The organism is Pseudomonas sp. NPDC008258 (assembly GCF_042956345.1).
Lineage (GTDB): Bacteria > Pseudomonadota > Gammaproteobacteria > Pseudomonadales > Pseudomonadaceae > Aquipseudomonas.
In genome coordinates this window covers 1-25606 of record NZ_JBIBGE010000001.1, presented here as the reverse complement: position 1 = coordinate 25606, position 25606 = coordinate 1, and the positions used below count along the sequence as shown (strand labels likewise).

Annotated in this window: 22 protein-coding genes, 1 tRNA gene and 1 pseudogene; 14 read left to right on the top strand and 10 right to left on the bottom strand. The window is 62.6% G+C overall.

Annotated features, from left to right (window positions below; genetic code table 11):
• Positions 1–53: 53 nt before the first annotated feature.
• Entirely contained in the window at positions 54–212 is a 159-nt protein-coding gene (locus tag ACFY9W_RS00120; RefSeq protein ID WP_391124118.1) for a hypothetical protein, read from the bottom strand.
• 449 nt (positions 213–661) lie between these two features.
• Between ACFY9W_RS00120 and ACFY9W_RS00115 the strand changes: the two genes are divergently transcribed.
• The 8 genes from ACFY9W_RS00115 to ychF all read left to right on the top strand — a co-directional run bounded on the left by ACFY9W_RS00115 (position 662) and on the right by ychF (position 7456).
• Positions 662–2383, top strand: a complete 1722-nt coding sequence (locus ACFY9W_RS00115) for a tetratricopeptide repeat protein (protein WP_391124115.1) — start codon at positions 662–664, stop codon at positions 2381–2383.
• A 4-nt stretch (positions 2384–2387) separates the two neighbouring features.
• Positions 2388–3005, top strand: a complete 618-nt coding sequence (gene lolB / locus ACFY9W_RS00110) for a lipoprotein insertase outer membrane protein LolB (RefSeq protein ID WP_391124112.1) — start codon at positions 2388–2390, stop codon at positions 3003–3005.
• Between the two features lie 4 nt (positions 3006–3009).
• The gene (ispE, locus tag ACFY9W_RS00105) at positions 3010–3870 is read left to right on the top strand and encodes a 4-(cytidine 5'-diphospho)-2-C-methyl-D-erythritol kinase (RefSeq protein ID WP_391124109.1); all 861 of its coding nucleotides are present in this window, start codon (positions 3010–3012) and stop codon (positions 3868–3870) included.
• Positions 3871–3890: 20 nt separating this feature from the next.
• Positions 3891–3965: transfer RNA gene (locus tag ACFY9W_RS00100), tRNA-Gln, on the top strand.
• Between the two features lie 48 nt (positions 3966–4013).
• The gene (locus tag ACFY9W_RS00095; protein WP_003247410.1) at positions 4014–4955 is read left to right on the top strand and encodes a ribose-phosphate pyrophosphokinase; all 942 of its coding nucleotides are present in this window, start codon (positions 4014–4016) and stop codon (positions 4953–4955) included.
• A 120-nt stretch (positions 4956–5075) separates the two neighbouring features.
• A complete protein-coding gene (locus ACFY9W_RS00090) occupies positions 5076–5669 on the top strand; it encodes a 50S ribosomal protein L25/general stress protein Ctc (protein ID WP_391124104.1) in 594 nt (197 codons plus the stop codon).
• Between the two features lie 79 nt (positions 5670–5748).
• Positions 5749–6333 carry an aminoacyl-tRNA hydrolase gene (pth, locus tag ACFY9W_RS00085; RefSeq protein ID WP_012270476.1) on the top strand — a complete coding sequence of 195 codons (585 nt, stop codon included), beginning with the start codon at positions 5749–5751 and terminating at the stop codon, positions 6331–6333.
• Between the two features lie 22 nt (positions 6334–6355).
• Positions 6356–7456, top strand: a complete 1101-nt coding sequence (gene ychF, locus ACFY9W_RS00080; protein ID WP_016484859.1) for a redox-regulated ATPase YchF — start codon at positions 6356–6358, stop codon at positions 7454–7456.
• A 377-nt stretch (positions 7457–7833) separates the two neighbouring features.
• Here the strand turns inward: ychF and ACFY9W_RS00075 are convergent, their stop codons facing one another.
• The 7 genes from ACFY9W_RS00075 to ACFY9W_RS00045 form a co-directional block, all read right to left on the bottom strand.
• Positions 7834–10236 carry a TonB-dependent siderophore receptor gene (locus tag ACFY9W_RS00075; RefSeq protein ID WP_391124100.1) on the bottom strand — a complete coding sequence of 801 codons (2403 nt, stop codon included), beginning with the start codon at positions 10234–10236 and terminating at the stop codon, positions 7834–7836.
• A gap of 218 nt (positions 10237–10454) precedes the next feature.
• Positions 10455–11402 (bottom strand): FecR domain-containing protein, encoded by a 948-nt coding sequence (locus ACFY9W_RS00070; RefSeq protein WP_391124097.1) that lies wholly within the window; start codon positions 11400–11402, stop codon positions 10455–10457.
• The gene (locus ACFY9W_RS00065; protein ID WP_391124094.1) at positions 11399–11905 is read right to left on the bottom strand and encodes a sigma-70 family RNA polymerase sigma factor; all 507 of its coding nucleotides are present in this window, start codon (positions 11903–11905) and stop codon (positions 11399–11401) included. Before ACFY9W_RS00065 ends, ACFY9W_RS00070 begins: the two co-directional genes overlap by 4 nt.
• 153 nt (positions 11906–12058) lie before the next feature.
• Entirely contained in the window at positions 12059–12877 is an 819-nt protein-coding gene (gene ppk2 / locus ACFY9W_RS00060) for a polyphosphate kinase 2 (protein WP_391124091.1), read from the bottom strand.
• A gap of 106 nt (positions 12878–12983) precedes the next feature.
• Positions 12984–13604: an isochorismate family cysteine hydrolase YcaC gene (gene ycaC / locus ACFY9W_RS00055; RefSeq protein WP_391124088.1), complete on the bottom strand. Its 621-nt coding sequence runs from the start codon at positions 13602–13604 to the stop codon at positions 12984–12986.
• 216 nt (positions 13605–13820) lie between these two features.
• A complete protein-coding gene (locus tag ACFY9W_RS00050; RefSeq protein WP_391124085.1) occupies positions 13821–14840 on the bottom strand; it encodes a CorA family divalent cation transporter in 1020 nt (339 codons plus the stop codon).
• A 118-nt stretch (positions 14841–14958) separates the two neighbouring features.
• Positions 14959–15960 (bottom strand): Fic family protein, encoded by a 1002-nt coding sequence (locus tag ACFY9W_RS00045; RefSeq protein WP_391124798.1) that lies wholly within the window; start codon positions 15958–15960, stop codon positions 14959–14961.
• Positions 15961–16139: 179 nt separating this feature from the next.
• Here ACFY9W_RS00045 and ACFY9W_RS00040 point away from each other — a divergent pair, with 179 nt between their 5' ends.
• The 5 genes from ACFY9W_RS00040 (at position 16140) to ACFY9W_RS00020 (ending at position 21564) form a co-directional block, all read left to right on the top strand.
• On the top strand, positions 16140–16529 hold the full coding sequence (locus ACFY9W_RS00040; protein ID WP_391124083.1) for a nuclear transport factor 2 family protein: 390 nt from the start codon (positions 16140–16142) through the stop codon (positions 16527–16529).
• Positions 16530–16622: 93 nt separating this feature from the next.
• Positions 16623–18122, top strand: a complete 1500-nt coding sequence (locus tag ACFY9W_RS00035) for a cytosine permease (RefSeq protein WP_391124080.1) — start codon at positions 16623–16625, stop codon at positions 18120–18122.
• 13 nt (positions 18123–18135) lie between these two features.
• Positions 18136–19566, top strand: coding sequence for an aldehyde dehydrogenase family protein (locus tag ACFY9W_RS00030; RefSeq protein ID WP_391124078.1), 1431 nt, complete (start codon positions 18136–18138; stop codon positions 19564–19566).
• 351 nt (positions 19567–19917) lie between these two features.
• The gene (locus tag ACFY9W_RS00025) at positions 19918–20169 is read left to right on the top strand and encodes a DUF6429 family protein (RefSeq protein WP_391124075.1); all 252 of its coding nucleotides are present in this window, start codon (positions 19918–19920) and stop codon (positions 20167–20169) included.
• Positions 20170–20346: 177 nt separating this feature from the next.
• On the top strand, positions 20347–21564 hold the full coding sequence (locus ACFY9W_RS00020) for a DUF3422 family protein (RefSeq protein ID WP_391124072.1): 1218 nt from the start codon (positions 20347–20349) through the stop codon (positions 21562–21564).
• 28 nt (positions 21565–21592) lie between these two features.
• On the opposite strand, the gene ACFY9W_RS00015 is transcribed toward ACFY9W_RS00020, so the two are convergent.
• Together ACFY9W_RS00015 and ada are read right to left on the bottom strand one after the other, a co-directional pair.
• Positions 21593–23995 carry a DUF3772 domain-containing protein gene (locus ACFY9W_RS00015; RefSeq protein WP_391124069.1) on the bottom strand — a complete coding sequence of 801 codons (2403 nt, stop codon included), beginning with the start codon at positions 23993–23995 and terminating at the stop codon, positions 21593–21595.
• A gap of 56 nt (positions 23996–24051) precedes the next feature.
• Positions 24052–25104 carry a bifunctional DNA-binding transcriptional regulator/O6-methylguanine-DNA methyltransferase Ada gene (gene ada / locus ACFY9W_RS00010; protein WP_391124066.1) on the bottom strand — a complete coding sequence of 351 codons (1053 nt, stop codon included), beginning with the start codon at positions 25102–25104 and terminating at the stop codon, positions 24052–24054.
• Positions 25105–25364: 260 nt separating this feature from the next.
• Here ada and ACFY9W_RS00005 point away from each other — a divergent pair.
• Positions 25365–25606 (top strand): annotated as a pseudogene (locus tag ACFY9W_RS00005) (IS110 family transposase); the annotation flags it as partial.

Genomic DNA, 25606 nt, shown 5'->3' with positions numbered 1-25606 from the left:
TTTCGCAGGTTTTTGGACAACCACCGTTCGCTATTGCGCTGATAGCGCTACGGCTATCGCCGCATCCAGGCCAGCATCAGTGCCAGTTCCACCGCCCCCCCGCTTTTGATCTGGCTCTTGATCTTGATCTTGATCTTGATCTTGATCTTGATCTTGATCTTCGCGACTTCAGGAGGCCGAGCGAAGGGATTGCGGAGGGAGGTGACGGGCATGGATGCCCGTCAAGCGCTGAGGCCCCATGGATGGGGCCTGCAGCGCGTACTCCCGGGAGCAAGCCCGTAGCGAGGGAACCCCGGAGCGCAGCGCAGGGGCCGGATGATGGGAGCGCAGCGTTTTTTGGTTACTTTTTGTCGCGTTTGACAAAAAGTGACTCGCCGTAAGGGCGAAAAGGTGAGTCAGCGTCGCCATCGCAAATGGACTGTTCGCTGATTCAAAACAGACGAGTACTGCTTATTGGATGTGGGCATGACTCACCCACATGAGTTACAAATCAGTTCACGCACACAGGTAACAGTTTTTAACTGGCAGGCTCTGCTGCGAACCACGCGGGCGCCGCGCGGTCTGCATAAGCGAAGCGCAGCTTCATACCTTCGCAGGTGGGTTTGCCCCCGCGCTTGTGTCATCATGCTCCGACCGCCGGTGAGTCCTTCTAAAGCCTTCTATGAACAAACCATACGCATTGCTGCTTGCCTTCGCCCTGCTCCAGGGCTGCCAGAGCCTGGCCCCGCAAAAGGCCGAGCCTCTTGTCCCCGAGGCCGGAAAAAGCGAGGCCCAGAAGCCCGTGGTGTATGGCTCGTTCAAGCAGGACACTCTCTATAGCCTGCTGGTCGCAGAGCTGGCCGGCCAGCGCAACCGCTTCGACATCGCCCTGGCCAACTACACCGACCAGGCGGCGAAAACCCAGGACCCCGGGGTTTCCGAGCGCGCCTACCGCATTGCCGAATACCTCGGTGCCGACGAACCGTCGCTGGACAATGCGCTGGTCTGGGCCCGCAACGACCCGCAGAACCTCGACGCCCAGCGCGCCGCCGCCATCCAGCTGGCCCGCGCCGGCCGTTATGACGACTCCATGGCCTACATGGAAAAGGTGCTGCAGGGCCAAGGCGACACCCATTTCGACTTCCTCGCCCTGTCCGCCGCCGAAACCGACCAGAGCACCCGCGACGGCCTGCTGCAAAGCTTCGAGCGCCTGCTGGTGAAATACCCCGACAACGGCCAGCTTGTGTTCGGCAAGGCCCTGCTGCTGAACCAGGACGGCAAGGCCGAAGAGGCGCTGGAGCTGCTCGAGTCACACCCGGCGCAAAACGGCGAAATTGCCCCGATCCTGCTGCGCGCCCGCCTGCTGCAGGCCCTGGACCGCGGCCCGGAAGCACTGCCCCTGTTACGCGGGGCGATCCGCGACAACCCGGACGACAAGCGCCTGCGCCTGACCTACGCCCGCACCCTGGTCGAACAGGATCGCATCGCCGACGCCAAGGGCGAGTTCCTGAGCTTGGTCCAGCAATACCCCGACGACGACGAACTGCGCTACTCCCTGGCCCTGGTGTGCCTGGAGAACAAGGACTGGGATGAAGCCGAAGGCTACCTGCAAGAGCTGATCGAGCGTGACAGCAACGTCGACGCCGCACACCTGAACCTGGGCCGCATCCGCGAAGAACGCCACGACCCCGCAGGCGCCCTGCGCGAGTATGCCCTGGTCGGCCCCGGCCCAGACTACCTGCCGGCACAACTGCGCCAGGCCGACATCCTGATTGCCAACGGCCGTGGTACCGACGCCTCACGCCTGCTCGCCGAGGCCCGCGAAGCCCAGCCGGACATTGCCATCCAGCTGTACCTGATCGAATCGGAAAGCTACAGCAACAACAACAAGGACGCCCAGGCCAGCCAGGTGCTGCAGCAAGCCATCCAGCGCTACCCGGACGACCTCAATCTGCTGTACACCCGCGCCATGCTGTCCGAAAAACGCGACGACCTGGCGCAAATGGAAAAAGACCTGCGCGCCATCATCGCCCGCGAGCCTGAGAACGCCATGGCCTTGAACGCCTTGGGCTACACCCTGGCCGACCGCACCACCCGCTACGACGAAGCCAAGGCACTGATCGACAAGGCCCACCAGCTGACTCCGGACGACCCGGCAGTGCTCGACAGCCTGGGTTGGGTCAACTATCGCCTGGGCAACCTCGACGAGGCTGAAACCTACCTTCGCCAAGCCTTTGCCAACTTCCCCGACCACGAAGTGGCTGCCCATCTGGGCGAAGTGCTGTGGGCCAACGGCAAGCGCCGCGAAGCCCGCCAGGTATGGGCCAAAGGCTTTGCAGCCCAGGCCGACAGCCCCATCCTGCGCAAGACCGTTCTGCGCCTGACCGGATCCGAGACCCTTTAACGCCATGTTCCTGCGCCATTGCATTAGCTTCACCCTGATCGCCCTTCTGGCCGGCTGCGCCGGCTTCGGTAGCCGCGAGGCCCTGCAAGGCCACGGCGACCCGCAACAGTGGCGCGCCCATAAAGAGCAGCTGAGCAGCCTTGACGGCTGGCAGATCAACGGCAAAGTCGGTATCCGCGCGCCCCGCGACTCCGGCAGCGGCACGCTGTTCTGGCTGCAACGCCAGGATTACTACGACATTCGCCTGGCCGGCCCGCTGGGCCGTGGCGCCGCTCGCCTGACCGGGCGCCCCGGCGGCGTGGTGCTGGAAGTGGCCAACCAGGGTCGTTTCGAGGCCAGCAGCCCGGAAGCGCTGCTGAAAGAACAACTCGGCTGGCAGCTGCCCGTGTCGCACCTGGTGTGGTGGGTCCGCGGCCTGCCCGCCCCCGACAGCAAGAGCAAGCTGACCCTGGACGGCGACAGCCGCCTGGCCAGCCTTGATCAGGATGGCTGGCAGGTACAGTACCTGAGTTATACCGAACAGAACGGCTACTGGTTGCCCGAACGCCTGAAGCTGCACGGCAAGGACCTGGACGTGACCCTGGTGGTCAAGGACTGGCAACCACGCCAGCTGGGGCACTGATTTCATGCATACGCTCACCCTGCCCGCCCCGGCCAAGCTCAACCTGTGGCTGCACATCATCGGCCGCCGCGCAGACGGTTACCATGAGCTGGAAACCGTGTTCCAGTTTCTCGACCATGGCGACGAACTGAGTTTCGCCGTACGTGACGATGGTGTTATCCGCCTGCACACCGAGATAGAAGCCGTACCGCACGACAGCAACCTGATCGTGCGTGCCGCGCGCAAGCTGCAGGAGCAGTCCGGCAGCCCGCTGGGCGCCGACATCTGGCTGACCAAGGTGCTGCCCATGGGCGGCGGTATCGGCGGCGGCAGCTCGGATGCCGCCACTACACTGCTGGCCCTCGCCCACCTGTGGCAGCTGGACTGGGACGAAGACCGCCTGGCCACACTGGGCCTTGGCCTGGGTGCCGACGTACCGGTGTTCGTGCGCGGGCATGCGGCGTTTGCCCAGGGTGTGGGCGAGCTGCTGACCCCGGTCGACCCGGAAGAGCCTTGGTATGTCGTGCTGGTGCCGCAAGTGTCTGTCAGCACAGTAGAAATTTTTTCACATCCACAGTTGACACGTGATTCACTCCCCCTTAAGATGCGCCCCGTTCCCAAGGGAAACAGTCGAAATGACTGCCAACCGGTGGTAGAGCAGAATTACCCGGAAGTTCGCAATGCGTTGAATTCACTGGGAAAATTCACTGAGGCTCGACTAACCGGCACTGGAAGTTGTGTGTTTGGGGCCTTCCCAAGCAAAGCCGAAGCTGATAAAGTTCTGGCCCTTCTTTCAGCGACCCAAACAGGGTTTGTGGCGAAAGGAAGCAATATTTCGATGTTGCATCGCAAGCTGCAAAGTCTGGTCAAGAAGTCGAGCGCATAAGCGTTCGCAGCAACAGATACAGGGGCGTCGCCAAGCGGTAAGGCAGCAGGTTTTGATCCTGCCATGCGTTGGTTCGAATCCAGCCGCCCCTGCCATTTTCCTTATACTCATCCAGGTATACCCTCAGCCTTCAGGTACTGCGCGTGTCCAAGATGATGGTCTTTACGGGGAACGCTAACCCCGATCTGGCTCGGCGTGTCGTACGTCAGCTGCATATCCCTCTCGGTGACGTCTCTGTCGGTAAATTCTCCGACGGCGAGATCAGCACTGAGATCAATGAAAATGTCCGCGGTAAAGACGTCTTCATTATTCAGCCGACTTGTGCCCCGACCAACGATAACCTGATGGAACTGGTAGTGATGGCCGACGCCTTCCGCCGCTCCTCAGCATCCCGAATCACCGCCGTGATTCCTTACTTCGGATATGCCCGCCAGGACCGCCGTCCGCGTTCGGCACGTGTAGCCATCAGCGCCAAAGTTGTCGCTGACATGCTCACTGTCGTAGGTATCGACCGTGTTCTCACCGTCGACCTGCACGCTGACCAGATCCAAGGCTTCTTCGATATCCCCGTCGACAACATCTACGGCTCGCCCGTACTGGTCGACGACATCGAAGACCAGCGTTTCGAGAACCTGATGATTGTCTCCCCGGACATCGGTGGCGTCGTGCGTGCACGTGCAGTCGCCAAGTCCCTGGGCGTCGACCTGGGTATCATCGATAAACGCCGCGAAAAGGCTAACCACTCCGAGGTTATGCACATCATCGGCGACGTCGAAGGGCGCACCTGCATCCTGGTAGACGACATGGTCGACACCGCCGGCACCCTGTGCCACGCGGCCAAGGCCCTGAAAGAACACGGCGCTGCCAAGGTTTACGCCTACTGCACGCACCCTGTCCTGTCGGGCCGCGCGATCGAGAACATCGAGAAGTCGGTACTGGACGAGCTGGTGGTGACCAACACCGTTCCGCTGTCCGCCGCTGCTCAAGCCTGTGACCGTATCCGCCAGCTGGATATCGCACCGGTTGTCGCTGAAGCGGTACGCCGCATCAGCAACGAAGAATCGATCAGCGCGATGTTCCGCTAAGCGGAACACGTGTTGATATGAAGCGCCCCGCCCCAACCTGTGTTGGGGCGGGGCTTTTTTGCCATCCCCGTCTGGCGCTGGTCGCAAACGCCATTCGGGAGGCTATTTTGGAGAAGTAAAATGACTGATTTCATCCTGAACGCCCAAGCGCGTACTGACCTGGGGAAAGGTGCGAGCCGCCGCCTGCGTCACTCCGCCAGCATCCCTGCCGTAGTTTACGGTGGCGATAAAGAAGCCCAATCCCTGACCATCGTGGCCAAGGAAATCGCCAAACTGTTCGAAAACGAAGCTGCCTTCAGCCACGTTATCGAACTGAACGTCGACGGCGCCAAGCAAAACGTCATCGTCAAGGCCATGCAGCGCCACCCGGCCAAAGGCTTCATCATGCACGCCGACTTCGTTCGCGTCGTTGCTGGCCAGAAGCTGACTGCCGTTGTTCCAGTGCACTTCATCAACGAAGAAGCCCCGGTCAAGAAAGGCGGCGAGATCTCGCACGTTGAATCGCAGATCGAAGTTTCCTGCGAAGCCAAAGACCTGCCTGAGTTCATCGAAGTCGACCTGGCCAACGCTGAAATCGGCACCATCATCCACCTGTCGGACCTGAAAGCTCCGAAAGGCGTAGAGTTCGTAGCTCTGGCCCACGGTGATGACAAAGCTGTTGCCAACGTTCACGCTCCACGCGTTGCTCCAGAAGCAGAAGGCGCTGCCGAGTAATCCACTCGCACGCCGGCGTTGATCGGGTTACAGTGCCGCGCGCCCTGTAACCCACCAACTCCAAGGAAGAGCCCCTGACGTGACCGCCATCCAGTTGATCGTCGGCCTGGGTAACCCCGGCCCCGAATACGAACAGACCCGGCATAACGCAGGGGCTCTTTTCGTTGAACGCATTGCCAGCGCCCAGCGTGTTTCGCTGACCGCTGACAAAAAATATTTCGGCCTGACGGCTAAGTTCAGCCATCAGGGCAACGACGTTCGTTTGTTGATCCCCACCACCTACATGAACCGTAGCGGCCAGTCCGTGGCGGCTCTGGCCAATTTCTTCCGCATCAAGCCGGAAGCAATCCTGGTGGCGCACGACGAACTCGACCTGCCTCCGGGTGTTGCCAAGCTCAAGCGCGGCGGCGGCCATGGTGGGCACAACGGCCTGCGCGACATCATCGCGCAGCTCGGCAACCAGAACGACTTCCACCGCCTGCGGCTTGGCATTGGCCACCCGGGCGACGCCAAACTGGTCTCCAACTTCGTCCTGGGCCGCGCGCCGCGCGCCGAGCAGGAGAAGCTCGACGCCAGCATCGATTTTGCCCTCGGCGTGCTGCCGGACGTGCTTGCCGGCGACTTCGCCAAGGCGATGCGCGAGCTGCACAGCCAGAAGGCCTGATTTCCTAGAGAGGGGAATACCCATGGGTTTCAATTGCGGCATCGTCGGCCTGCCCAACGTCGGCAAGTCCACCCTGTTCAACGCCCTGACCAAGTCTGGCATCGCGGCGGAGAACTTCCCTTTCTGCACCATCGAGCCAAACAGCGGCATCGTGCCGATGCCCGATGCTCGTTTGGCTGCGCTGGCTGAAATCGTCAAGCCAAACCGTATCCTGCCGACCACCATGGAATTCGTCGACATCGCCGGCCTGGTGGCGGGCGCATCGAAAGGCGAAGGCCTGGGCAACAAATTCCTCGCCAACATCCGCGAGACCGACGCCATTGCCCACGTGGTGCGCTGCTTCGAAGACGAGAACGTGATCCACGTTTCCAACAGCGTCGACCCCAAGCGTGACATCGAGATCATCGACCTCGAACTGATCTTCGCCGACCTCGACAGCTGCGAAAAGCAACTGCAGAAGGTTGCCCGCAACGCCAAGGGTGGCGACAAGGAAGCCCTGGCGCAAAAGGCCATCCTGGAAAAGCTGATCCCGCACTTCACCGAAGGCAAGCCTGCGCGCAGCCTGATGAAGAACATGGCTGACGACGAAAAAGCCGTCATCCGTGGCTTCCACCTGCTGACCAGCAAGCCGGTGATGTACATCGCCAACGTTGCCGAAGACGGTTTCGACAACAACCCGCACCTGGACGTGGTCAAGGCCATCGCCGAAGAAGAAGGCGCGGTCGTGGTGCCGGTGTGCAACAAGATCGAAGCTGAAATCGCCGAGCTGGACGATGGCGAAGAGAAGGACATGTTCCTCGAGGCCCTGGGCCTGGAAGAGCCTGGCCTGAACCGCGTGATCCGCGCCGGTTACGAGCTGCTGAACCTGCAAACCTACTTCACTGCCGGCGTGCAGGAAGTACGTGCGTGGACCGTACGCGTGGGTGCCACCGCACCACAAGCCGCGGGCGTGATCCACACCGACTTCGAAAAAGGCTTCATCCGCGCCGAAGTGGTGGCCTATGACGACTTCATCCAGTTCAAGGGTGAAGGCGGCGCCAAGGAAGCCGGTAAATGGCGCCTGGAAGGCAAGGATTACATCGTCAAAGACGGCGATGTGATGCACTTCCGCTTCAACGTCTAAGCGGTAGCCTGCTGTAACCACAAACCCCTTGAGGCTTGCGCTTCAAGGGGTTTTGTTTTTTGCTGCCTGTGCCGGCCTCATCGCCGGCAAGCTCCCAAAGAACTGCACATAACTTACTGATTTAGCAGGGACCCTGTGGGAGCGGGCAAGCCCGCGAACACCGGCGCAGCCGGTGCCATGCACCGCGTTGGATTCTTCGCGGGCACGCCCGCTCCCACAGGGTACGCGGTGCGCCCGGCATCAGTTTTCTGCGCGACAGCGCAGCCCAATGGGCTGGGCAATCTCCCACAGGTGCTGCGCTGGCCTCAAGGCTTGTGCAGTACCTGTGGGAGCTGGCTTGCCGGCGATGAGGCCGGTACAGGCAACAGGTGAATCAATCAGAAGTCCCCACGCAAGCTCAGCATGTAGCTACGCGGCGTGCCGTACGTGGTGCCGCGAGTCCAGTAGCCGGTCGAGTCGAAGTACTTGCGGTCCAGCAGGTTCTCTACATCCACGCCCACCGTCCAGTGCTGGTCGAGCTTGTACGCCGCCCGGGCATCGAACACCGCCCGGCCACTGTTGCTCACGCCGTTGTAGGCGTCGTAATAGTGAGACTGCGCCGACACACCACCACCGACACTGAAGCGGTTCCACTGCCCTGGCAGGGTGTAGTTGGTGTTGACCCGCAACAGGTGCTTGGGCGTTTGCGCCGAGATCGGCCCGCCAGTCTCCGACTGGGTGGTGTTGAAGGTGTAGCCCGCCGCCACTTGCAGGCCCGGCAACAGCTCGCCGCTGGCCTCCGCCTCAAAGCCCTTGCTGCGGCTGATGCCGTCGCTGTTCACGTAGCAACGGCCGGCCACGTCGGTCGGGCAGTTGCCATCGTTCTCGTAGTCGCGGGCGGCAACGTCCTTCTGCTCGATGTAGAACAGCGCAAAGGACAGGTTCAGGCGCTTGTCGAACAACTCGCCCTTGATGCCTGTTTCGTAATTGGAGCCGATGGCGGGGTCGAGCATCTTGCCACCGGCACTGCGATAGCCGGCCTGGGGCATGAAGATGTCGGCATAGCTGGCGTACAGCGACCAGTTGCTGTTCAGGTCATAGATGGCACCGACAAAGGGCGTGAACTCGTGCGCCTGTTCATTGGTGCTTTTCAGGTCGTCACTCCAGGACTCGGTCTTGTACCAGCTCAAGCGCCCACCCAGTACCAGGCTCAGGTCCTCTGTCATGTGCAGGCGGGCATTGAGGTAGGTACCGTAACGGGTATCGAAGGTGTCGTCCTTGTAGTCCCAGCCCTGTCGGGAAGGCTCGGGGACGATACTGTGGTCCGGGTCGAACACGTTGAGCGGGATGGGTGTGTCCAGCCTGACCGTGGCGTCCTTGTCATTCATCTTGCGCCTGGACCAGTTGGCCCCCAGCGACAGCTGATGGCTCAGGCCAAAGGCTTCGAATTCACCATCCAGGTGGCCGTCCACGGCGTTGGCGGTGACATCGAACTTGTGAAAGCTGGTGTCGTTGATCATGGGCCCGGTGGGGCTGCCGTACTCCAGCGTATCTTCCGCGCTCCACTCGATGGCACTGCGGTTGTAGCTACTTTCAGCGTGCGACAACGCCAGCTTGCCAGTCCAGTTGTCGTTGAAACGGTGATTCAGGTCCGCGAACACTTCATCAGTCCGGGTTTGCAGTGTGGCCCAGTCCTGGCCCAGGAAGGTGGAACGCTTGAGGTGCGGGTTGCTGCCGTCGGGGTTGGTCGGCAGGCCCAGCACGCTGTAGCCGTCGATGCGCGAAGTCTGCCGGCGCAAACCCAGGGCAACGGTGGTGGCATCGCTGAGGTCGCCTTCGACAATACCGTACAGCAACGGCCGCTTGGACTTGCTGACATCGGTGAAGTAACCACGGTCCTCGTAGGACGCTACCACGCGGCCGCGCAAGGAGCCTTCAGGGTTCAACCTGCCGCTGGCATCCAGGTCCAGGCGGTAATTGTCCCAGGAGCCTGCGCGAGTGGTCACGGAGAAACGCGGCTCGCTGGTCGGCCGCTTGCGCACCAGGTTCACCGCGCCCCCCGGGTTGCCCGCCCCCACCAGCAGGCCTGAAGCACCACGCAGTACCTCGACGCGGTCGAACACCGCCATGTCGGGGATCATCCAGCCGGTGTAGGCATAGGCCTGCCCCGCCACCCCGTCGACCATGTAGCTGTCGTCGGTGATGTCGAACCCCCGGGAGCTGAAGTGGTGGTTGCCATAGCCGCGGTTGGCGCGGGTGATGCCGGGGGTCTGGGCCATCACCTGGTCCAGCGACACCAGGTTCTTGTCGTCCATCAGCTTACGTGTGACCACGGTCACCGACTGGGGGGTACGTCGTAGCGACTGAGGCGTCTTGCCTATGGTCACGGCACCGGTGGTGTAGGAACCAGAGCCCTCGGTGGTTTCACCAAGCCCGACACTGTTGATATTGGTGGCCCCCAGCTCCAGCGCACCCTTGGCGTCGACCGCCGGCACCACGCTGAAGGTGCCGCTGCCGGTGACGATCAGCTGCAGCCCGCTGCCCGCCAGCGCCTGTTGCACGGCTTGCAGCGTGCTCATCTCACCCTGGATGGCGGGTGCCTGTTTGCCGACGACCAAGGCAGGGTCCAGCGACATCACCTGCCCGCCCTGACGGGCGATGGCGTTGAGGGTTTGCGCCAGGCTGGCGGCGGGGAGGTTGAAACGCTGCAGCTGTTGCTGTGCGAAACCTTCTGCCCGAACAAAGGCCGTGGGGGCGGCGGCCAAGGTGATGGCAAGGGCGAGGGGCCAGGGTTTGAACACGTGGATACTCCTGAATTTTTACTGTTGTCAGGAGAGAGGTGGGACGATCGAAAAAAACCGGACACACATGATAAAGAATTTCATTCGAAAACAATACTCAACACATGCAGAGCCTGTGGGAGCGGGCGTGCCCGCGAAACAGGCGCCGCGGTGGATGGCACGGGCTTCGCCCGTGTTCGCGGGCGCGCCCGCTCCCACAATGTGCTGTATGTCCCCCATCAACGTGCTTCGATCAGGGTCATCCACGCGCCGTAGCGTTCCACGCGGATCGGCATCGTCTCTTCAAGGGCAGCCAAGGTGCGCTCGCTGTCATCCAGCGGGAATACCCCCTGCACCCGCAGGTTGCGCACCTGCGGGCTGACACGGATAAGCCCCGGGCGATAGGGGCGCAGGGCCTCGATAACCGACGCCAAAGGTTCGTCCAGCACGCTGAGATGGCCCTGCACCCAGTCGGCACGGTAGGCTTGGCCAGCCGCCAATGGCTCGATGTGCTGCGCATGCAGCAACGCCGCCTGGCCCTCCCCCAGCTCCAGCCCGGAACCATTGGGCAGAGATACGCGCACGGCATGCTCCAGCACCACCACGCGGGTTGTGCCGGCCAGTTGCTCGACCAGAAAACGCGTGCCCAGGGCACGTACATCACCTTGGTCGCTACGCACGATAAACGGCCGTGCCCGGTCTGCCGCCACCTGCACCACCAACCCTCCCCTGTGCAGGCGCAACAGGCGGCGGCTGTCGGAGAAGGCGAGGTCGACTGCACTGCCTGCGTTCAGGGTCAGCCGGCTGCCGTCAGCCAAGGTAAAGCTACGACGCTCGCCAGTGCCGGTATGCAAATCGGCTGTCAATGCCTGGCCGGTGTCGGTACGGGCGGCAAACCACAGGCTGCCAGCCAGCAGGGAAAAACCGCCCAGTGCCCGTAGCACGTCACGCCTGCCCACTTCCGGCTGTAGCAAGGTGTCGCGCAAGGCTCCGGGGGCGCGGCGCACCACCTCAAAGTGGCCACCAAGGCCACGCTGCAACTGCTCCCAGGCCATGGCATTGGCCGGGTCATGCCCCAGCCACTGCTGGAACTGTGCCTGTTGCCGGGCATCGTCACGCCCGGAACGCAAGCGCACCATCCAGGCAATGGCCTGTTCGGCGGCCGGGCCGAGTCCATGCCGGCTCATGGTTGCGCCCCGCTCAGGTAGCACTGGCGCAGGGCCTGGGTCATGTAGCGGCCAACCGTACGTTCGCACACCTCCAGGCGCCGGCCTATTTCCGCGTAGGTCAGGCCATCGAGCTGGCTCATGAGAAAGGCCTTCTTCACCACCAGCGGTAGCCCGGCCAGGCTACGGTCGATGGCGTGCAACGCCTCCAGCAGCAGGTGGGTTTCTTCCGGCGAGGGTGCCAATGCCTCCGGCAGCAGCATCAACCGGTCAAGGTAAGCCTGCTCAAGGCGTCGGCGGCGGTGGCGGTCGGAGATCAGCCGCCGGGCAATGGTAGAGAGGTAGGCACGCGGCTGCTCGATGGTCGCCGGGTCGACCCGGGCGGCAAGCAGTTGGCAGAACGTTTCGGCTGCCGTGTCCTCGGCATCCGGGCGGTTGCTCAGCTGCCGTTGCACGTGCCGCAGTAGCCAGCGGTGGTGGTCGCTGAAGAAGAAGCCCAGCTTGCTGGTGTTGGGTGCTGACACGGGCAGGACCAGATGTTAATGAGAATTTGTCGCATTTTATAGATAGCGCATGAGAAGCGCTACAGCCGGTATTCGCAAGCGGCCCCCTGTGCCGGCCTCTTCGCGGGCACGCCCGCTCCCACAGATACTGCCAGTTTTCGAATAGGGAGGGGATCAGAAGCGTTCTTCGACCACCTTGAACGGGTAGGCCACGGCCTTGTACTTGCCGATCTTGCCGCGCTTGGGCAGCTTCACCAGCTGGTCACGGGTAACGTCCTTGTAGGGAATGCGGCTGAGCAGATGGCTGATGATGTTCAGCCGGGCACGACGCTTGTCGTTGGAGTGCGCCATGAACCAGGGCGCCCAGGCGGTATCCGAGGCCTGGAACATGTCGTCACGCGCCTGGGTGTAGTCATCCCAGCGGGTGTACGACTTGAGGTCCATCGGCGACAGCTTCCACAGTTTGCGGCCGTCGTTGATACGGTCCTGCAGGCGACGTGTCTGCTCTTCGGCGCTGACTTCGAGCCAGTATTTGAGCAGGATGATGCCCGATTCGACCATGACCTTTTCGAACACCGGCACACCGGTCAGGAACTTGTCCGCTTGCTCGCCAGAGCAAAAGCCCATGACCCGCTCGACCCCTGCCCGGTTGTACCAGCTGCGATCGAAGATCACCACTTCGCCCGCCGCTGGCAGGTGGCCCAGGTAACGCTGCAGGTACATCTGGGTCTTTTCCCGCTCGGTCGGTGCGGGCAGCGCCACCACACGGAACACGCGTGGGCTGACGCGCTCGGTAATGGCCTTGATGGTGCCACCCTTGCCGGCGCCATCGCGGCCTTCGAAAACAATACAGACCTTCAGGCCCTTGGCCACCACCCACTCCTGCAGCTTCACCAGCTCGACATGCAGGTGCTTGAGCGCTTTCTCGTAAGCCTTGCCGCCCAGCTTTTCGGGCTGCTCCTGGGTGGGTTTCTTCCTGGACGGCTTCGACATGACACTCTCCTGAAGGCGAATGAAGAGTCAGTATGGTTGATTCATGACAGTTTGCCGGTTCGCTTGCCAATTGGGCTGGGGCTGCACCGCAGCCTCGATGAAATCGCTATTTGGCCAGCTTGTTGTAGCTGGTCATCAGGTTGCGGTAGTCCGGGATATGGTTGGAGAACAGGGTCCCCAGCCCTTCGATGTCATTGCGCCAGTCACGGTGCAGCTCACACGCCACGCCGAACCAGGTCATCAGTTGCGCACCGGCAGCCTCCATGCGCCGCCATGCGGAGTCGCGGGTCAGTTCGTTGAAGGTGCCGGAGGCGTCGGTCACGACGAACACCTCGAAGCCCTCCTCCAGTGCCGACAGTGCCGGGAACGCCACGCACACTTCAGTCACTACCCCGGCAATCAACAGCTGCTTCTTGCCGGTGGCTTTTACCGCCTTGACGAAGTCTTCGTTGTCCCAGGCGTTGATGTTGCCGGGGCGGGCAATGTAGGGGGCGTCCGGGAACTGCTCTTTCAACTCTGGCACCAGCGGGCCGTTGGGGCCGGTCTCGAAGCTGGTGGTGAGGATGGTCGGCAGCTTGAAGTACCTGGCCAGGTCAGACAGGGCCAGGACATTGTTCTTGAAACGGTCGGGGTCGATGTCCCTTACCAGCGAGAGCAGGCCAGTCTGGTGGTCGACCAGCAGTACGGCGGCGTTGTTCTTGTCCAGACGCTTGTATTGGAAGGCCATGGCGGATCTCCTTGCTTCAGCGGGTTGGGAGTATCAGCGTAGGCAAGGATGTGGGGCGAGCGGGACCGCCAGTCGGTTTGCCTCTAGTTGGTTGCACTGGCCTCATCGCCGGCAAGCCAGCTCCCACAGGTACAGCTCAAGTCCTCGGGCCTGTGGTGAACCTGTGGGAGCTGGCTTGCCGGCGATGAGGCCGGTACAGCCAACACAAAAATGAAGTCAGTACTCTTGCCGTTTGCGAAACGCCCAGCGCCCGACCAGCACAGTGAAGGTCGCCACCAAGGCCACCAGTACCCAGAAACCATGGGGGTTTTCTGCCAAGGGCACGCCGCCGACGTTCATGCCGAAGAAACCGGCGATGATGTTGATCGGCAGCGCCAGCACGGTGACCACGGTCAGGGTGAACAGGGTGCGGTTGGTCTGCTCGTTGAGCTTGGCGGCAATCTCTTCCTGCAACAGCTTGATCCGCTCGCCCAGGGCGGTGAGGTCGCTGATGACCAGGGTGAACTCCTCGGTGGCCGCGCGCAGTTGGCGTATGTCCTGTTCCTGCAACCACTCGGGCGGCCGGTTGAGCAGGCGCAGCAAGGCGCCCGGTTCCAGTGCCAGCAGCCGCTGCAAGCGCACCAGCACCCGTCGCATGCTGCCCAGCTCGGCACGGTTGTCGCTCAGGCGCTGAGACAACAACTGGTCTTCGATACGGTCGACGCTGGTGGTGGTTTCACGCACGATCTGGGTCAGCACATCGCCCTGGTCGCGCAGCAGGTGGACCAACAGTTCAATGGAAGAATGAAAGCGCTCGCCATGCTTGACCGACGAGCGCAGCTTGTCCACCGAGTGCAACGGCTGTAATCGCGCGCTGACCAGCAACTGGCTGCTGGCACAGGCCCACAGCGTGGAAATGTCCGACGACACCAGGCCGAAGTTGAACACTACATCGTTGACCACTGCCAGCAGTGCCGAGTCGGCGTGCTCGATACGGGTCGAGCGTGAGCCTTCGCGCAGGGTTTCGAAGAAGGCATCGGGCAATTGCAGGTGGGTGCGCAGCCAGCGCTCGCAGGCCGCGTGGGCCAGGTTCAGGTGCACCCAAAGGAACTCGCCCGGCTCCAGCGGCTGGCCGAGCATGCGCAGCAACTGCGCCGAGTCGATTTCACGCCCGGGCTGGCCGGGGCGAAAGGCGAAGGCGTAGAGCAGGCCGAACAGGTCGTGGTCCTGTGGCAGGTGCAGCGCGGGATGGCCCATTCGAACTCGCAATGAGGCACGGGGAGATGGCAGAAATGTTGCTGAATATTCGTTGCAGTCAGATGACAGCTGACTTCACCGGCACTGCCAACACAACCCGTGCGGGTTCGCAGCGCGCTTACCTGACAACCCGCCGATATTGCTGTTTGGGGCTTCGAGGTGACTGTGGGTCCGTCATCTCGATCAATCCGGCAGCAAGCGCGGGGCTCAAGTAACTCTTGCGGAAGGTGGCGTGATGAGAGAGGCCTAATTGATGCATCAGTTCGCTGGTCTTGAACGCGGCACCAGCCGGCATCACGCTCAACAGGCGCGCTACTTGGTCGGTTACTTGGTCGGTTACTTGGTCGGTTACTTGGTCATTTTCTGCCGCATCGGTAAGCGCCCGCAGCAAAGCTGTGAGCATGTAATCGACAAACGGGGTAGCTTCTGCCGCCTGGTCGGCCGCGGCCAGAGCAGCGTAGTAGGCGTCCTGCTGCTCACGGATAACTGTTTCGACCGGCAGATACGCCAATACCGGCCGCCACTGACTGAGCAGCAACGTCTGCCACAACCGACCCATCCGTCCATTACCGTCAGCAAACGGGTGGATGAACTCAAATTCGTAGTGGAATACACAACTGCTGATCAGAGGGTGCCAATTATTGTTGGAGAGCCAATGCAATAAATCCTGCATCAAGGTTGCTACCCGGCTGGCAGGTGGCGCCATATGCAGCAGGCGCGAGCCCCTATAGATGCCCACGCCACCCCGCCGGTAGCACCCTGAGTCATCAATCAGTCCACGCATCAGCATTCCGTGGGCTGAAAGCAGATCGCTCTGGGAATCGGCACACCAGCCAGGCATCGCATCATAGGTTGCGAATGCGTTGCGCACCTCCTGAATCTCCCGCGGCAGACCCAAAACCCGCTTGCCATCCAGCAAGGCAGTTACCTGCTCTACGCTGAGCGTGTTGTTCTCTATCGCAAGCGATGCCTGGATGGTGCGAATGCGGTTACCTCGGCGCAACTGTGGGGTCAGCGCAGCATCTCGATGGGCAGCCAAAAACCCCACTTGCTCACTGATTTCGGCAACCAGAGCCAGAATGTGGGGTGTCACCGTAAATGGTGGTTGGTAGATACTCATTGCCTGCGGTCCCCGGGAATCAGCCGCCACCTTAATCCACAGATCGCGCGAGGGTAAAGGAAGCACGAAGATCACTTCACAAATTCCTGAACTGATTATTTGCCTCCAGCGATTTGTTGCCTTGCCAACCACCTCCAGAATCGCTTCACCATAATCACAAAAACCGTGAGGCCACTCCCGTGGACCAGACACTCCAGGTGCGGCAAGCCGCCGCCGACCTCGTTGCCGCGTTTGCCAGCAACGATACCGCCCGCTATTTCGCCTGCTTCAGCGAAGACGCCACCTTCCTCTTCCACACCTTGCCGCAACCACTGCTGTCGCGCCGCGCCTACGAAGACCTCTGGGCCCAGTGGCAGGCCGAGGGTTTTGCCGTGCTCGCCTGTGAGTCGGGCAACGCTCAGGTGAGCCTGCAAGGTGATGTGGCGATCTTCATGCACGATGTGGCCACACACATTCGTATCGCCGGTGAAGAACTGCAATTGAGCGAGCGCGAGACCATCGTCTTCCGCCGCGATGGCGACCAGTGGCTGGCCTGCCATGAGCACCTGTCGGTCGTCTCGCCGGCCTGATCACCTTTTTACGCGGCCCTGCCGCCCTGCCATCGCACCCACAAGAAGGCCCGCGCACTGCGCCGGCTACAACAACCGCGCTGGAGCATCACCATGAGCCACTCGACCGGTATCGAGACCAACGGCGTAGAACAGATCCCCGCCGATCAACGCGACGCCTCCCCACTGGACCTGTTCCGCCTGATTTTCGGCGGTGCCAATACCTTCGCCACGGCCGTGCTGGGCAGTTTCCCGGTGCTGTTCGGGCTGTCGTTCCAGGCAGGCGTGTGGGCGATTTTGCTCGGCGTCGGCGTGGGCGCGCTGATTCTTGCGCCGATGGGCCTGTTCGGGGCGCTGAACGGCACCAACAACGCGGTGTCGTCGGGCGCACACTTTGGCGTGCACGGGCGTATCGTCGGCTCGTTCCTGTCGCTGCTCACGGCGGTGGCGTTCTTCTCGCTGTCGGTATGGAGCTCGGGGGATGCCCTGGTCGGCGGTGCCAAGCGCCTGGCTGGCCTGCCGGAAACCGACCTCACCCTGGGCCTGGCCTACGGCCTGTTCGCCGTGCTGGTGCTGGTGGTGTGCATCTTTGGCTTCCGCTTCATGCTGTGGGTCAACAAGATTGCCGTGTGGGCTTCGAGCCTGCTGTTCCTGCTGGGCATCGTCGCCTTTGCCGGGCCATTCGACGCCGGCTATGCCGGTAGCGTCAACCTGGGCCAGGCGGGCTTCTGGGCGGCGTTCGTCGGCGCGGCGATCCTGGCCATGAGCAACCCGGTGTCCTTTGGCGCCTTCCTGGGCGACTGGTCGCGCTACATCCCGCGTGAAACACCCAAGGCGCGCATCATGCTGGCGGTGATTGCTGCCCAGGGTGCAACGCTGATTCCGTTCCTGTTCGGCCTGTGCACCGCCACCCTGGTAGCGACCCAGGCACCGGACTACATCGCCGCCAACAACTATGTGGGCGGCTTGCTGGCAGTGGCACCAAGCTGGTTCTTCCTGCCGGTTTGCCTGATTGCGGTGATCGGCGGCATGTCCACCGGCACCACCGCGCTGTATGGCACCGGCCTGGACATGTCCAGCGTGTTCCCACGCCTGCTCAGCCGCGCCGGCGCCACGTTGCTGATCGGTGTGCTGGCGATCGGCTTCATCTTCGTCGGCCGCTTCACCTTCAACCTGGTACAGAGCGTGTCGACCTTTGCAGTGCTCATCATCACCTGCACCAGCCCCTGGATGGTGATCATGATCCTCGGCCTGATCACCCGCCGCGGCTTCTACCACGCCGATGACCTGCAGGTATTCACCCGCGGCCAGCGTGGCGGCCACTACTGGTTCCTGCATGGCTGGAACTGGCGCGGCATGGGGGCGTGGATCCCCAGCGCGGCGGTTGGCCTGTGCTTCGTCAACCTGCCAGGGCAGTTCGTCGGCCCGCTGGGCGACCTGGCCGGTGGCATCGACCTGAGCCTGCCGGTCACCCTTGGCCTGGCTGGCGTGCTGTACCTGCTGCTGCTCAACCTGTTCCCTGAACCTGCTGGCGTGTATGGCCCTCAAGGGCCGCGTTGGGTGCGCTGCAAAAGCACTGCGCACACGCCGGTAACCACTGCCGAAATGGCCTGACTGGAAACCGACCATGACCACTTCCCACTACATTGCCGGCCGCTGGGTCGAAGGCCAAGGCAGCGACTGCATCAGCGTCAATGACCCTGCGCTCGGGCAACCGTTCGCCGAGTTCATGGCGGCCAGCGTTGCCCAGGTCGACCAGGCCGTGGCCGCCGCCCGCGGCGCCCTGTCCGCCTGGAAAAGCACCAGCGCCAGCGAGCGCGCCGCTTACCTGCGCGGCTTTGCCGAACAGCTCGGGCAGCGCCGTGAAGCGCTGATCACGTTGCAAATGCGCAACAACGGCAAGCCACGTCACGAAGCCGAGATCGATCTGGACGATGCCATCGCCACCTTCAGCTACTACGCCGAGCTGGCAGAACAGCTGCCATCGAAGAACCGCGATGTGCCGCTGGCCGTGCCAGGCTTCACCGCCCGCACCCGCCTGGAGCCAGTGGGTGTGGTCGGCCTGATCGTGCCGTGGAACTTCCCGCTGGTGACCAGCGCCTGGAAGCTCGCGCCAGCCCTGGCCGCCGGCTGCACCGTGGTGCTCAAGCCTTCGGAAATCACCCCATTGATCGAGCAGGCCTACGGCCAGATCGCCGATGCCCTGGGCCTGCCGGCTGGCGTGCTGAACATCGTCAACGGCAAGGCCGAGACCGGTGCCGCGCTGAGCAGCCACAATGGCCTGGACAAGCTGTCGTTCACCGGCAGCAACAGCGTAGGCAGCCAGGTGATGCGCAGCGCGTCGGCGCAGTGCCGGCCGGTGACGCTGGAGCTGGGTGGCAAGTCGGCAATCGTGGTATTCGATGATTGCGATGTGGACCAGGCGGTGGAATGGATCGTCGCCGGCATCACCTGGAACGCCGGGCAGATGTGCTCGGCCACTTCGCGGCTGCTGGTGCAGGACGGTATCGCCGATGCGCTGCTGCCGCGCTTGCAGGCAGCCCTGGAAAACCTGCGGGTGGGCAACCCGCTGACCGAAGAAGCCGACATGGGCCCACTGACCAGCCAGGCGCAATGGCTGAAGGTGGCCAGTTACTTTGCCACCGCACGCGAGGAAGGTTTGCAGTGCCTGGCCGGTGGCAAGGCGCTTGACCGTGACGGCTGGTTCGTCAGCCCGACGCTGTATACCGATGTGCCGAAACACAGCCGCCTGTGGACCGAGGAAATCTTTGGCCCGGTGCTGTGCGCACGGCGGTTTGCCAGTGAGGAACAGGCGGTTGCCGAGGCCAACGACAGCCGCTTCGGGCTGGTAGCTACCGTCTGCTCCGCTGACCTGGAACGTGCCGAGCGCGTGGCCGATGCGCTGGAGGTTGGCCATGTGTGGATCAACTCGGTACAGGCGGTGTTTGTCGAAACCTCGTGGGGCGGCACCAAAGGCAGCGGGATCGGCCGTGAGCTGGGGCCTTGGGGGTTGTCGGCCTACCAGTCGGTCAAGCATGTGACCCGGTGTTTGGGCTGATATTGCAAGGGGCCGCGTTGCGGCCCATTCGCCGGCAAGCCAGCTCCCACCTCGACCGCATCGGCCTCAAGCTATGTGCAGTACCTGTGGGAGCAATGGTTTTGCTCAAAATCCAAAATCTTGCGCAGTCCCTGTGGGAGCTGGCTTGCCGGCGATCGAGGGCGAAGCCCTCGCCTTGGCCCCTCGGATGTGGGACCTGTCCCAACCTGAAACCCACTGCTTCGGCTGGAGGTAGCGACACATTGATAAATCGTCTCGCCCGAACCGCTGAATAGTGAGACTCTCCTCTCAAGGCAGTTGCTGTGCCGACATCAGTGTCAACCAGCTACAGCCGCTAACGAGGACGAAATCATGAATTATGACGACCAGTTGATCGAAGACGCGGTGCTTGCCTTGCTGGCGACCTTCAGCTTCAACGGCGGTAATGCCTGGAAAGGCTTCGATTTCGAGGTGATGAACAAGCTGCATGAGCAAGGGTTCATCACCAAACCGCAGGGCAAGGCGAAGTCTGTCTGGTTGACACCTGAGGGCATGGATAGAGGCAAGCTGATCGCAGATCGGCTTTTCGCTGAGAGTCCTGGCAAAGAAAAGCTCGAAGATTGATGCTGGCTTCTCTGGCCTCTTCGCGGGCACGCCCGCTCCCACAGGGATAGCACAGGCCCGAACCGCGAAAAGGCCGGCACAAGCAGAACAAAACTGCGCCCCGCGTGACTTTCCCCTCCCCCCGCAAAGTCCCACTTCCTGGTACCCCCACAATCACAACACCAGGCCGGACCACCCATGCACCCTCAACGCACCGCCTTGCACAACGAACTGCACGCCCGCCCGTCGCTGTACTTCGACGGCCCGGCGCATGTCTTCCACCTGGCCCTGCTCGGCGGTGATGCCGCGTGCGCTGCACTGCTGCAACGCTGCTGCCCGGATGCTCTGGACTGTGCAGCAGCCCAGGGCATCACCCGCCTTGATGGCCACCCGTTCAAGTGGGAACGGCACACCGAGTTCTTTACCCTGACCCTGGTGGTGCCGTGCAGCAACACCGGGACAGAATGGCAAAGCCTGCCCCCTGTGCTGGCCGATGCGATTGCCCCGCAGGCGGCGCAGGTAATCAACGCCGTGCAGGTGCTGGTACGTGACGAACAGGACTTGAACCTGGCCCATTACGGCTTCAAGGACCCGTGCGGCTCGTGCGTTGGCGGTGGCGATGCGGTGGTGTGGAGCGACTTCCGCCTGACTGACGATGGCACCAACCGCTTCCTGTTCATCAACCGCCGCCTCAATGCCTACCGCCAGGGCCGCATGATCCGTCGCCTGCTGGAGATCGAGACGTACCGCATGATGGCCTCGTTGACCCTGACCACGGCCAAGGCCCTGAGCCAGGAACTCGATACCTTCGACAAGACTTTGGTCAGCCTTTCCGAGCGCAGTGCCGGGGGCGATGGGCATGATTCCAAAGGGCTGCTGGAGGCCATCGCCCACCTGTCACGCCAGGTAGTCAGCCGCACGGTGAAAAACCGCCACCGCTTCGGCGCCACCCAGGCCTATGCACAGTTGGTGTTCGAACGCCTGGGCGAGCTGCGGGAAAGCCACGTGGGCGACTGCCAGCGCCTGGGGGTGTTCATCGAGCGCCGGTTCAAACCCACTGTGCGCTATTGCGCAGCAACCGAGCAGCGGCTTGAGCAATTGGCGAAGAACGTGGCGAACCTGGGCGACCTGTTGCAGGCACGGGTACAGGTAGAGATGGAAGAACAGAACGCCGAGATCCTGCGCAGCCTCAATGCCCGGGCCGACGCCCAGGTGAAGATCCAGCGGGCGGTGGAAGGGCTGTCGATCATCGCCATCACCTACTACCTGCTGAACTTGTTCAAGCTGCTGTATGGCGGGCTGAATGTGTTGGGGTTGGGGTTGACGGCGCGGGATGGGCTGTTGGCCATGGCGCCGCCTGTACTGTTGGTGTTGCTGGTGATCCTGCTGCGGATCAGGCAGGCCAAGCAGCATTGAATTCGGGGGCGCTTTGCGCCCCCGCTCTTCACACCGACTCGTCAGCGGGGCGAGAGCCCCCCTGGACCAGCACCATGCTTTGCGGCGACGACAGCGGGATGCCCTCGTCGCGCAACCGCCCAAGAATGGTGAACAGCAAGTCGCTACGGGTACCCGAAACCTGCCGCGGCCCCGCTACATAACCACTGACCCCAATCACCATCCCGCTGCTGGTCAGGTCCTTGAACGATACCGACGTAGCCGGCGCATCCAGAATCGCCTCATGCTCGTGGTACGCCGCCAGCAACAGCTCACGTACACGGTTGGCATCGGTCTCCAGCGGCAGTGTCAGGGTGATGCCGACCACGCCCAGCGCATTGCCCATGGTCACGTTGCGCACGTTCTGCGAAATGAACTGCGAGTTGGGCACGATCACCGTCGAACGGTCAGACATCTGGATCTCGGTGGCGCGCACGTTGATGCGGCGGATATCACCCTCCACGCCCGCCAGGCTGACCCAGTCGCCCACCTTCACCGGGCGCTCGGTCAGCAGGATCAGGCCGGAGATGAAGTTCTGCACGATCTGCTGCAAGCCAAAACCGATACCTACCGAAAGCGCACTGACCACCCAGGTCAGGCTGGTGAGGTTGATGCGCAAGGTCGACATCACCAGCATGGCCAGGAACAGGAAGCCCAGGTAACCCACCAGGGTCACCAGCGAGGCGCGCATGCCGGCGTCCATGTCGGTTTCCGGCAGCAGCCGATCGCTCAGCCAGCGCTTCACCACACGAATGGCGAACAAGCCACCGAAGAAGATCGCCAGGGCCAGCAGGATGTCCTGCGGCACGATGTTCAAGTTGCCAAGCAGCTTGCCGCCAGTGCCGTCCCAGTCACCCAGGCTCAGCAGCAGTTCGCTGGGGCTGGTGCCCGACGGCATCAACACCAGCAACAACGCCAGGAACAGCACGATGGTGCGGCCGATGCCGGCCAGTATGGTACTGGCCTGCGCCTGATGGCGCGGTGCCAGGCCCAGGGTGGCGGCCAGCGCCAGGCCGCCGGGCTGGCGTGGCGACAGCAGGGTTTCGCACAAGTCGCCGAAGAACGTGGTCAGCAAGTAGGCACAGGTGACCACCAGGCTGACCCACAGCAGCTTCGCGGTAAGGAAGTAGGCAAGGGTCAGGTAGCCCGCGAGCAGCGCCAGCACAATCAACGTCAACCAGATGACCATCACGAACGGGATCAGCCCGGCCAGGCCCGTGGGGCGCTCCAGTTCATGCTTGCGCAGGGTGTGACGGTACCGCAGCAGCGCGCCGGCAAAAATGCACGCCACCACCAGCGCGGTCAGCCCGTTGACGGCCACGGTCAGCGCCAGGCTGGCGCCGATCACACTGTTCATGCGCTCCATGGTCATCATGACCATCAGCGCCAATGCCAGCACCTTGGGGAACCAGCCCAGCGCACTGGCGACTTCGTCATGGATCGCCGGCAGCCGCCAGGACGGGCGCTGCAGCATCAGCATGGCGCGGCCAAGGCCGGTGATGAAGGCGCTGAACACCACCAGGGTGAGAATGTGGTTGGTGAGGCTGGCAATATCGGCGCCCAACTCGGCGCTGCTCTCCAGCCCCCAGCGCAGCAGCGACACAGAGCCAGCAATGGTGCCCAGGGTTGCCAGGCTGACGCCCAGGGCCAAGGCGCTGCGGCGCAGTCGGCCCTCGGGCAACCAGCCGACCATGGCACTGGCCAGCAACCGCTCGAGTACGCGCCGCACCAAGGTCCAGACCAGAATCGCCGCCACCAGGCTGGCGAGGAACAGCCAGCGGTTCTCGGCGCTGAAGGCACTGCCGATGGCATCGGCAGCCTCGCCGCGCAGGTCACGCAGGCGCGCCACGTCATCCTGGGTGGGGCGGATGATGCTTTGCCAGAACGCCGGGCTCAGTGGCGAAGCCGCGCGGCTGGTGATCTGCGAGTTGAACTGGCTGCGGCGCAGGTTGACGATTTGCGTGGACAGGTCCCGGGCCGACTGGGTCAGCTTGGTAGCCTGATCCTGCTGGGCTACCAGGGCCTTTTTCTCGGCCTCCAGCGCTTTGCGCTGCTGGGTCAGGGTGGCCGCCTCGTCCGGCTGGACCGGGCCGATGACCTTCAGCTTGTCGTCGAGCTTGCCTACGTCAGCGGTGCGCTGTGCACTCAGTGCATCCGCCTGGCGTTGCACCTGCATCGCGGCCAGGCGCAGTTGCGACAGGAGGTCGTCGTTGGCTTCGCTGGTGACGCCCTGGCGGATCAGGTCCAGCCGGTCACTCAGTTGTTCAATGCTGGCGTTTTCATCCAGCGCTGGCGCTTCGGCAGCTGCCAGGTTGGACAATGCCGTGGTCGGGGCCGACCAGGCCGGGCTGGCAAGCGCCAACATCAGGACCATAAGGCCTGCGCAATAGCGGGCAAGGCTGACACGCCTCATCGAAGTTTCCTCTTTACGACTCGATTTGGCGGGGGATTCTACGCGGCTTCAGGCAATCAGGAGAGTGCCGTTTCTCGCTTCAGCAACTGCTGCTTGCGCTCGACACCCCAGCGATAGCCACTGATGTCGCCGTCGCGGCGCACTACCCGATGACAAGGGATGGCCACGGCGATGTGATTGGCCGCGCAGGCCATGGCCACCGCACGCACTGCCTTGGGCGCGCCGATGCGCTCGGCGATGTCGGTGTAACTGACCCGGGTGCCTGCCGGCACCTCGCGCAGGGCCTGCCACACCCGCTCCTGGAACGCAGTGCCCTGCACATCCAGCGGCAAGGCCAGGCCCAGCGCCGGAGCCTCGACGAAACCCACCACTTCGGCAACCCGTTGCTCGTAGCCGCTGTCGCCGCCAATCAGGCGGGCTTTGGGAAACTGGTCTTGCAGTTCTTGCAGCAGGGCTTCGGGGTCGTCGCCCAGCAAAATGGCGCAAATACCCTTCTCGCTCTGGGCCACCAGAATCGCGCCCAGCGAACACTGGCCAACAGCAAAGTGGATGGTTGCCCCTGTGCCACCGGAGCGGTACTGCCGGGGCCGCATGCCCAATCGCTGGTCGGCACTTTCGTAGAAGCGGCTGTTGGAGTTGTAGCCAGCGTCGTAGATGGCGTCGGTGACGGAGCGCTGGCCATCTTCCAGATGCTCACGCAGGCGCCGGGCGCGAAAGGCGGTGGCGTAGGCCTTGGGGGTAACACCGGTTTCAGCCTTGAACAAGCGGTGCAGGTGGAAGGGGCTGACGGCCAGCTGCGCGCTGAGCTGGTCGAGGCTGGGCGCAGGATCGCTGGTTTCGATAAGGCGGCAAGCACGGGTGACCAGTTGGCTGTGGCAGGTGGTGCTGGCCTTGGCGATACAGCGTTTGCAGGCGCGGTAACCGGCCGCTTCGGCGGCAACAGGGGTGTCGTAGAATTCGACGTTGCTGCGCTTGGCCATCCGGGATTTGCAGCCGGGGTGGCAATAGACGCCGGTGGTGCGGACGGCGTAGACGAAGTGGCCGGTGGCGGTGGTGTCGCGGGACTCGACGGCTTGCCAGCGTTGGTCGGGAGTGGTGTACAGAGTCATGGGTCAGCATCCAGATAAGTTGTCGTCTGTGCTGGCCTCTTCGCGGGTAAACCCGCTTGTATGGTAGGACTTGAAGGGAGGAGGAGGGTCATAACTCGCTTCTGACTGTTCGCGCAGTACAGACCGTGGGAGAAATCACCCCTCCTCCTTTCAACACCCAAGCGCCGATAAGGAATGCCTCGTTTGCAAGCGACGATAGATGCAAGCCTGCGCCAGGGTGTGCCCTTCAAGTCACACTACGCTACAAGGAGCAGCTATTCATGGCAATGACCGCAACCCCAATCGAAGCTGGCGTGGACACCGCCAAAGATGAATTGGTGATTCAAGCTGCTCCGAACACCAAGCCCTTCGCCATCCCTAACACCTCTAAAGCAATCAAAGCCTGGCTCAAAACGCTGCCCAAAGGCTCAGCGCTGGCCATCGAAGCGACCAGTACCTATCACATGGAAATGGCGGAGCAAGCCCATGCTGCGGGCTTCGCGGTATACGTTATTGATGGACT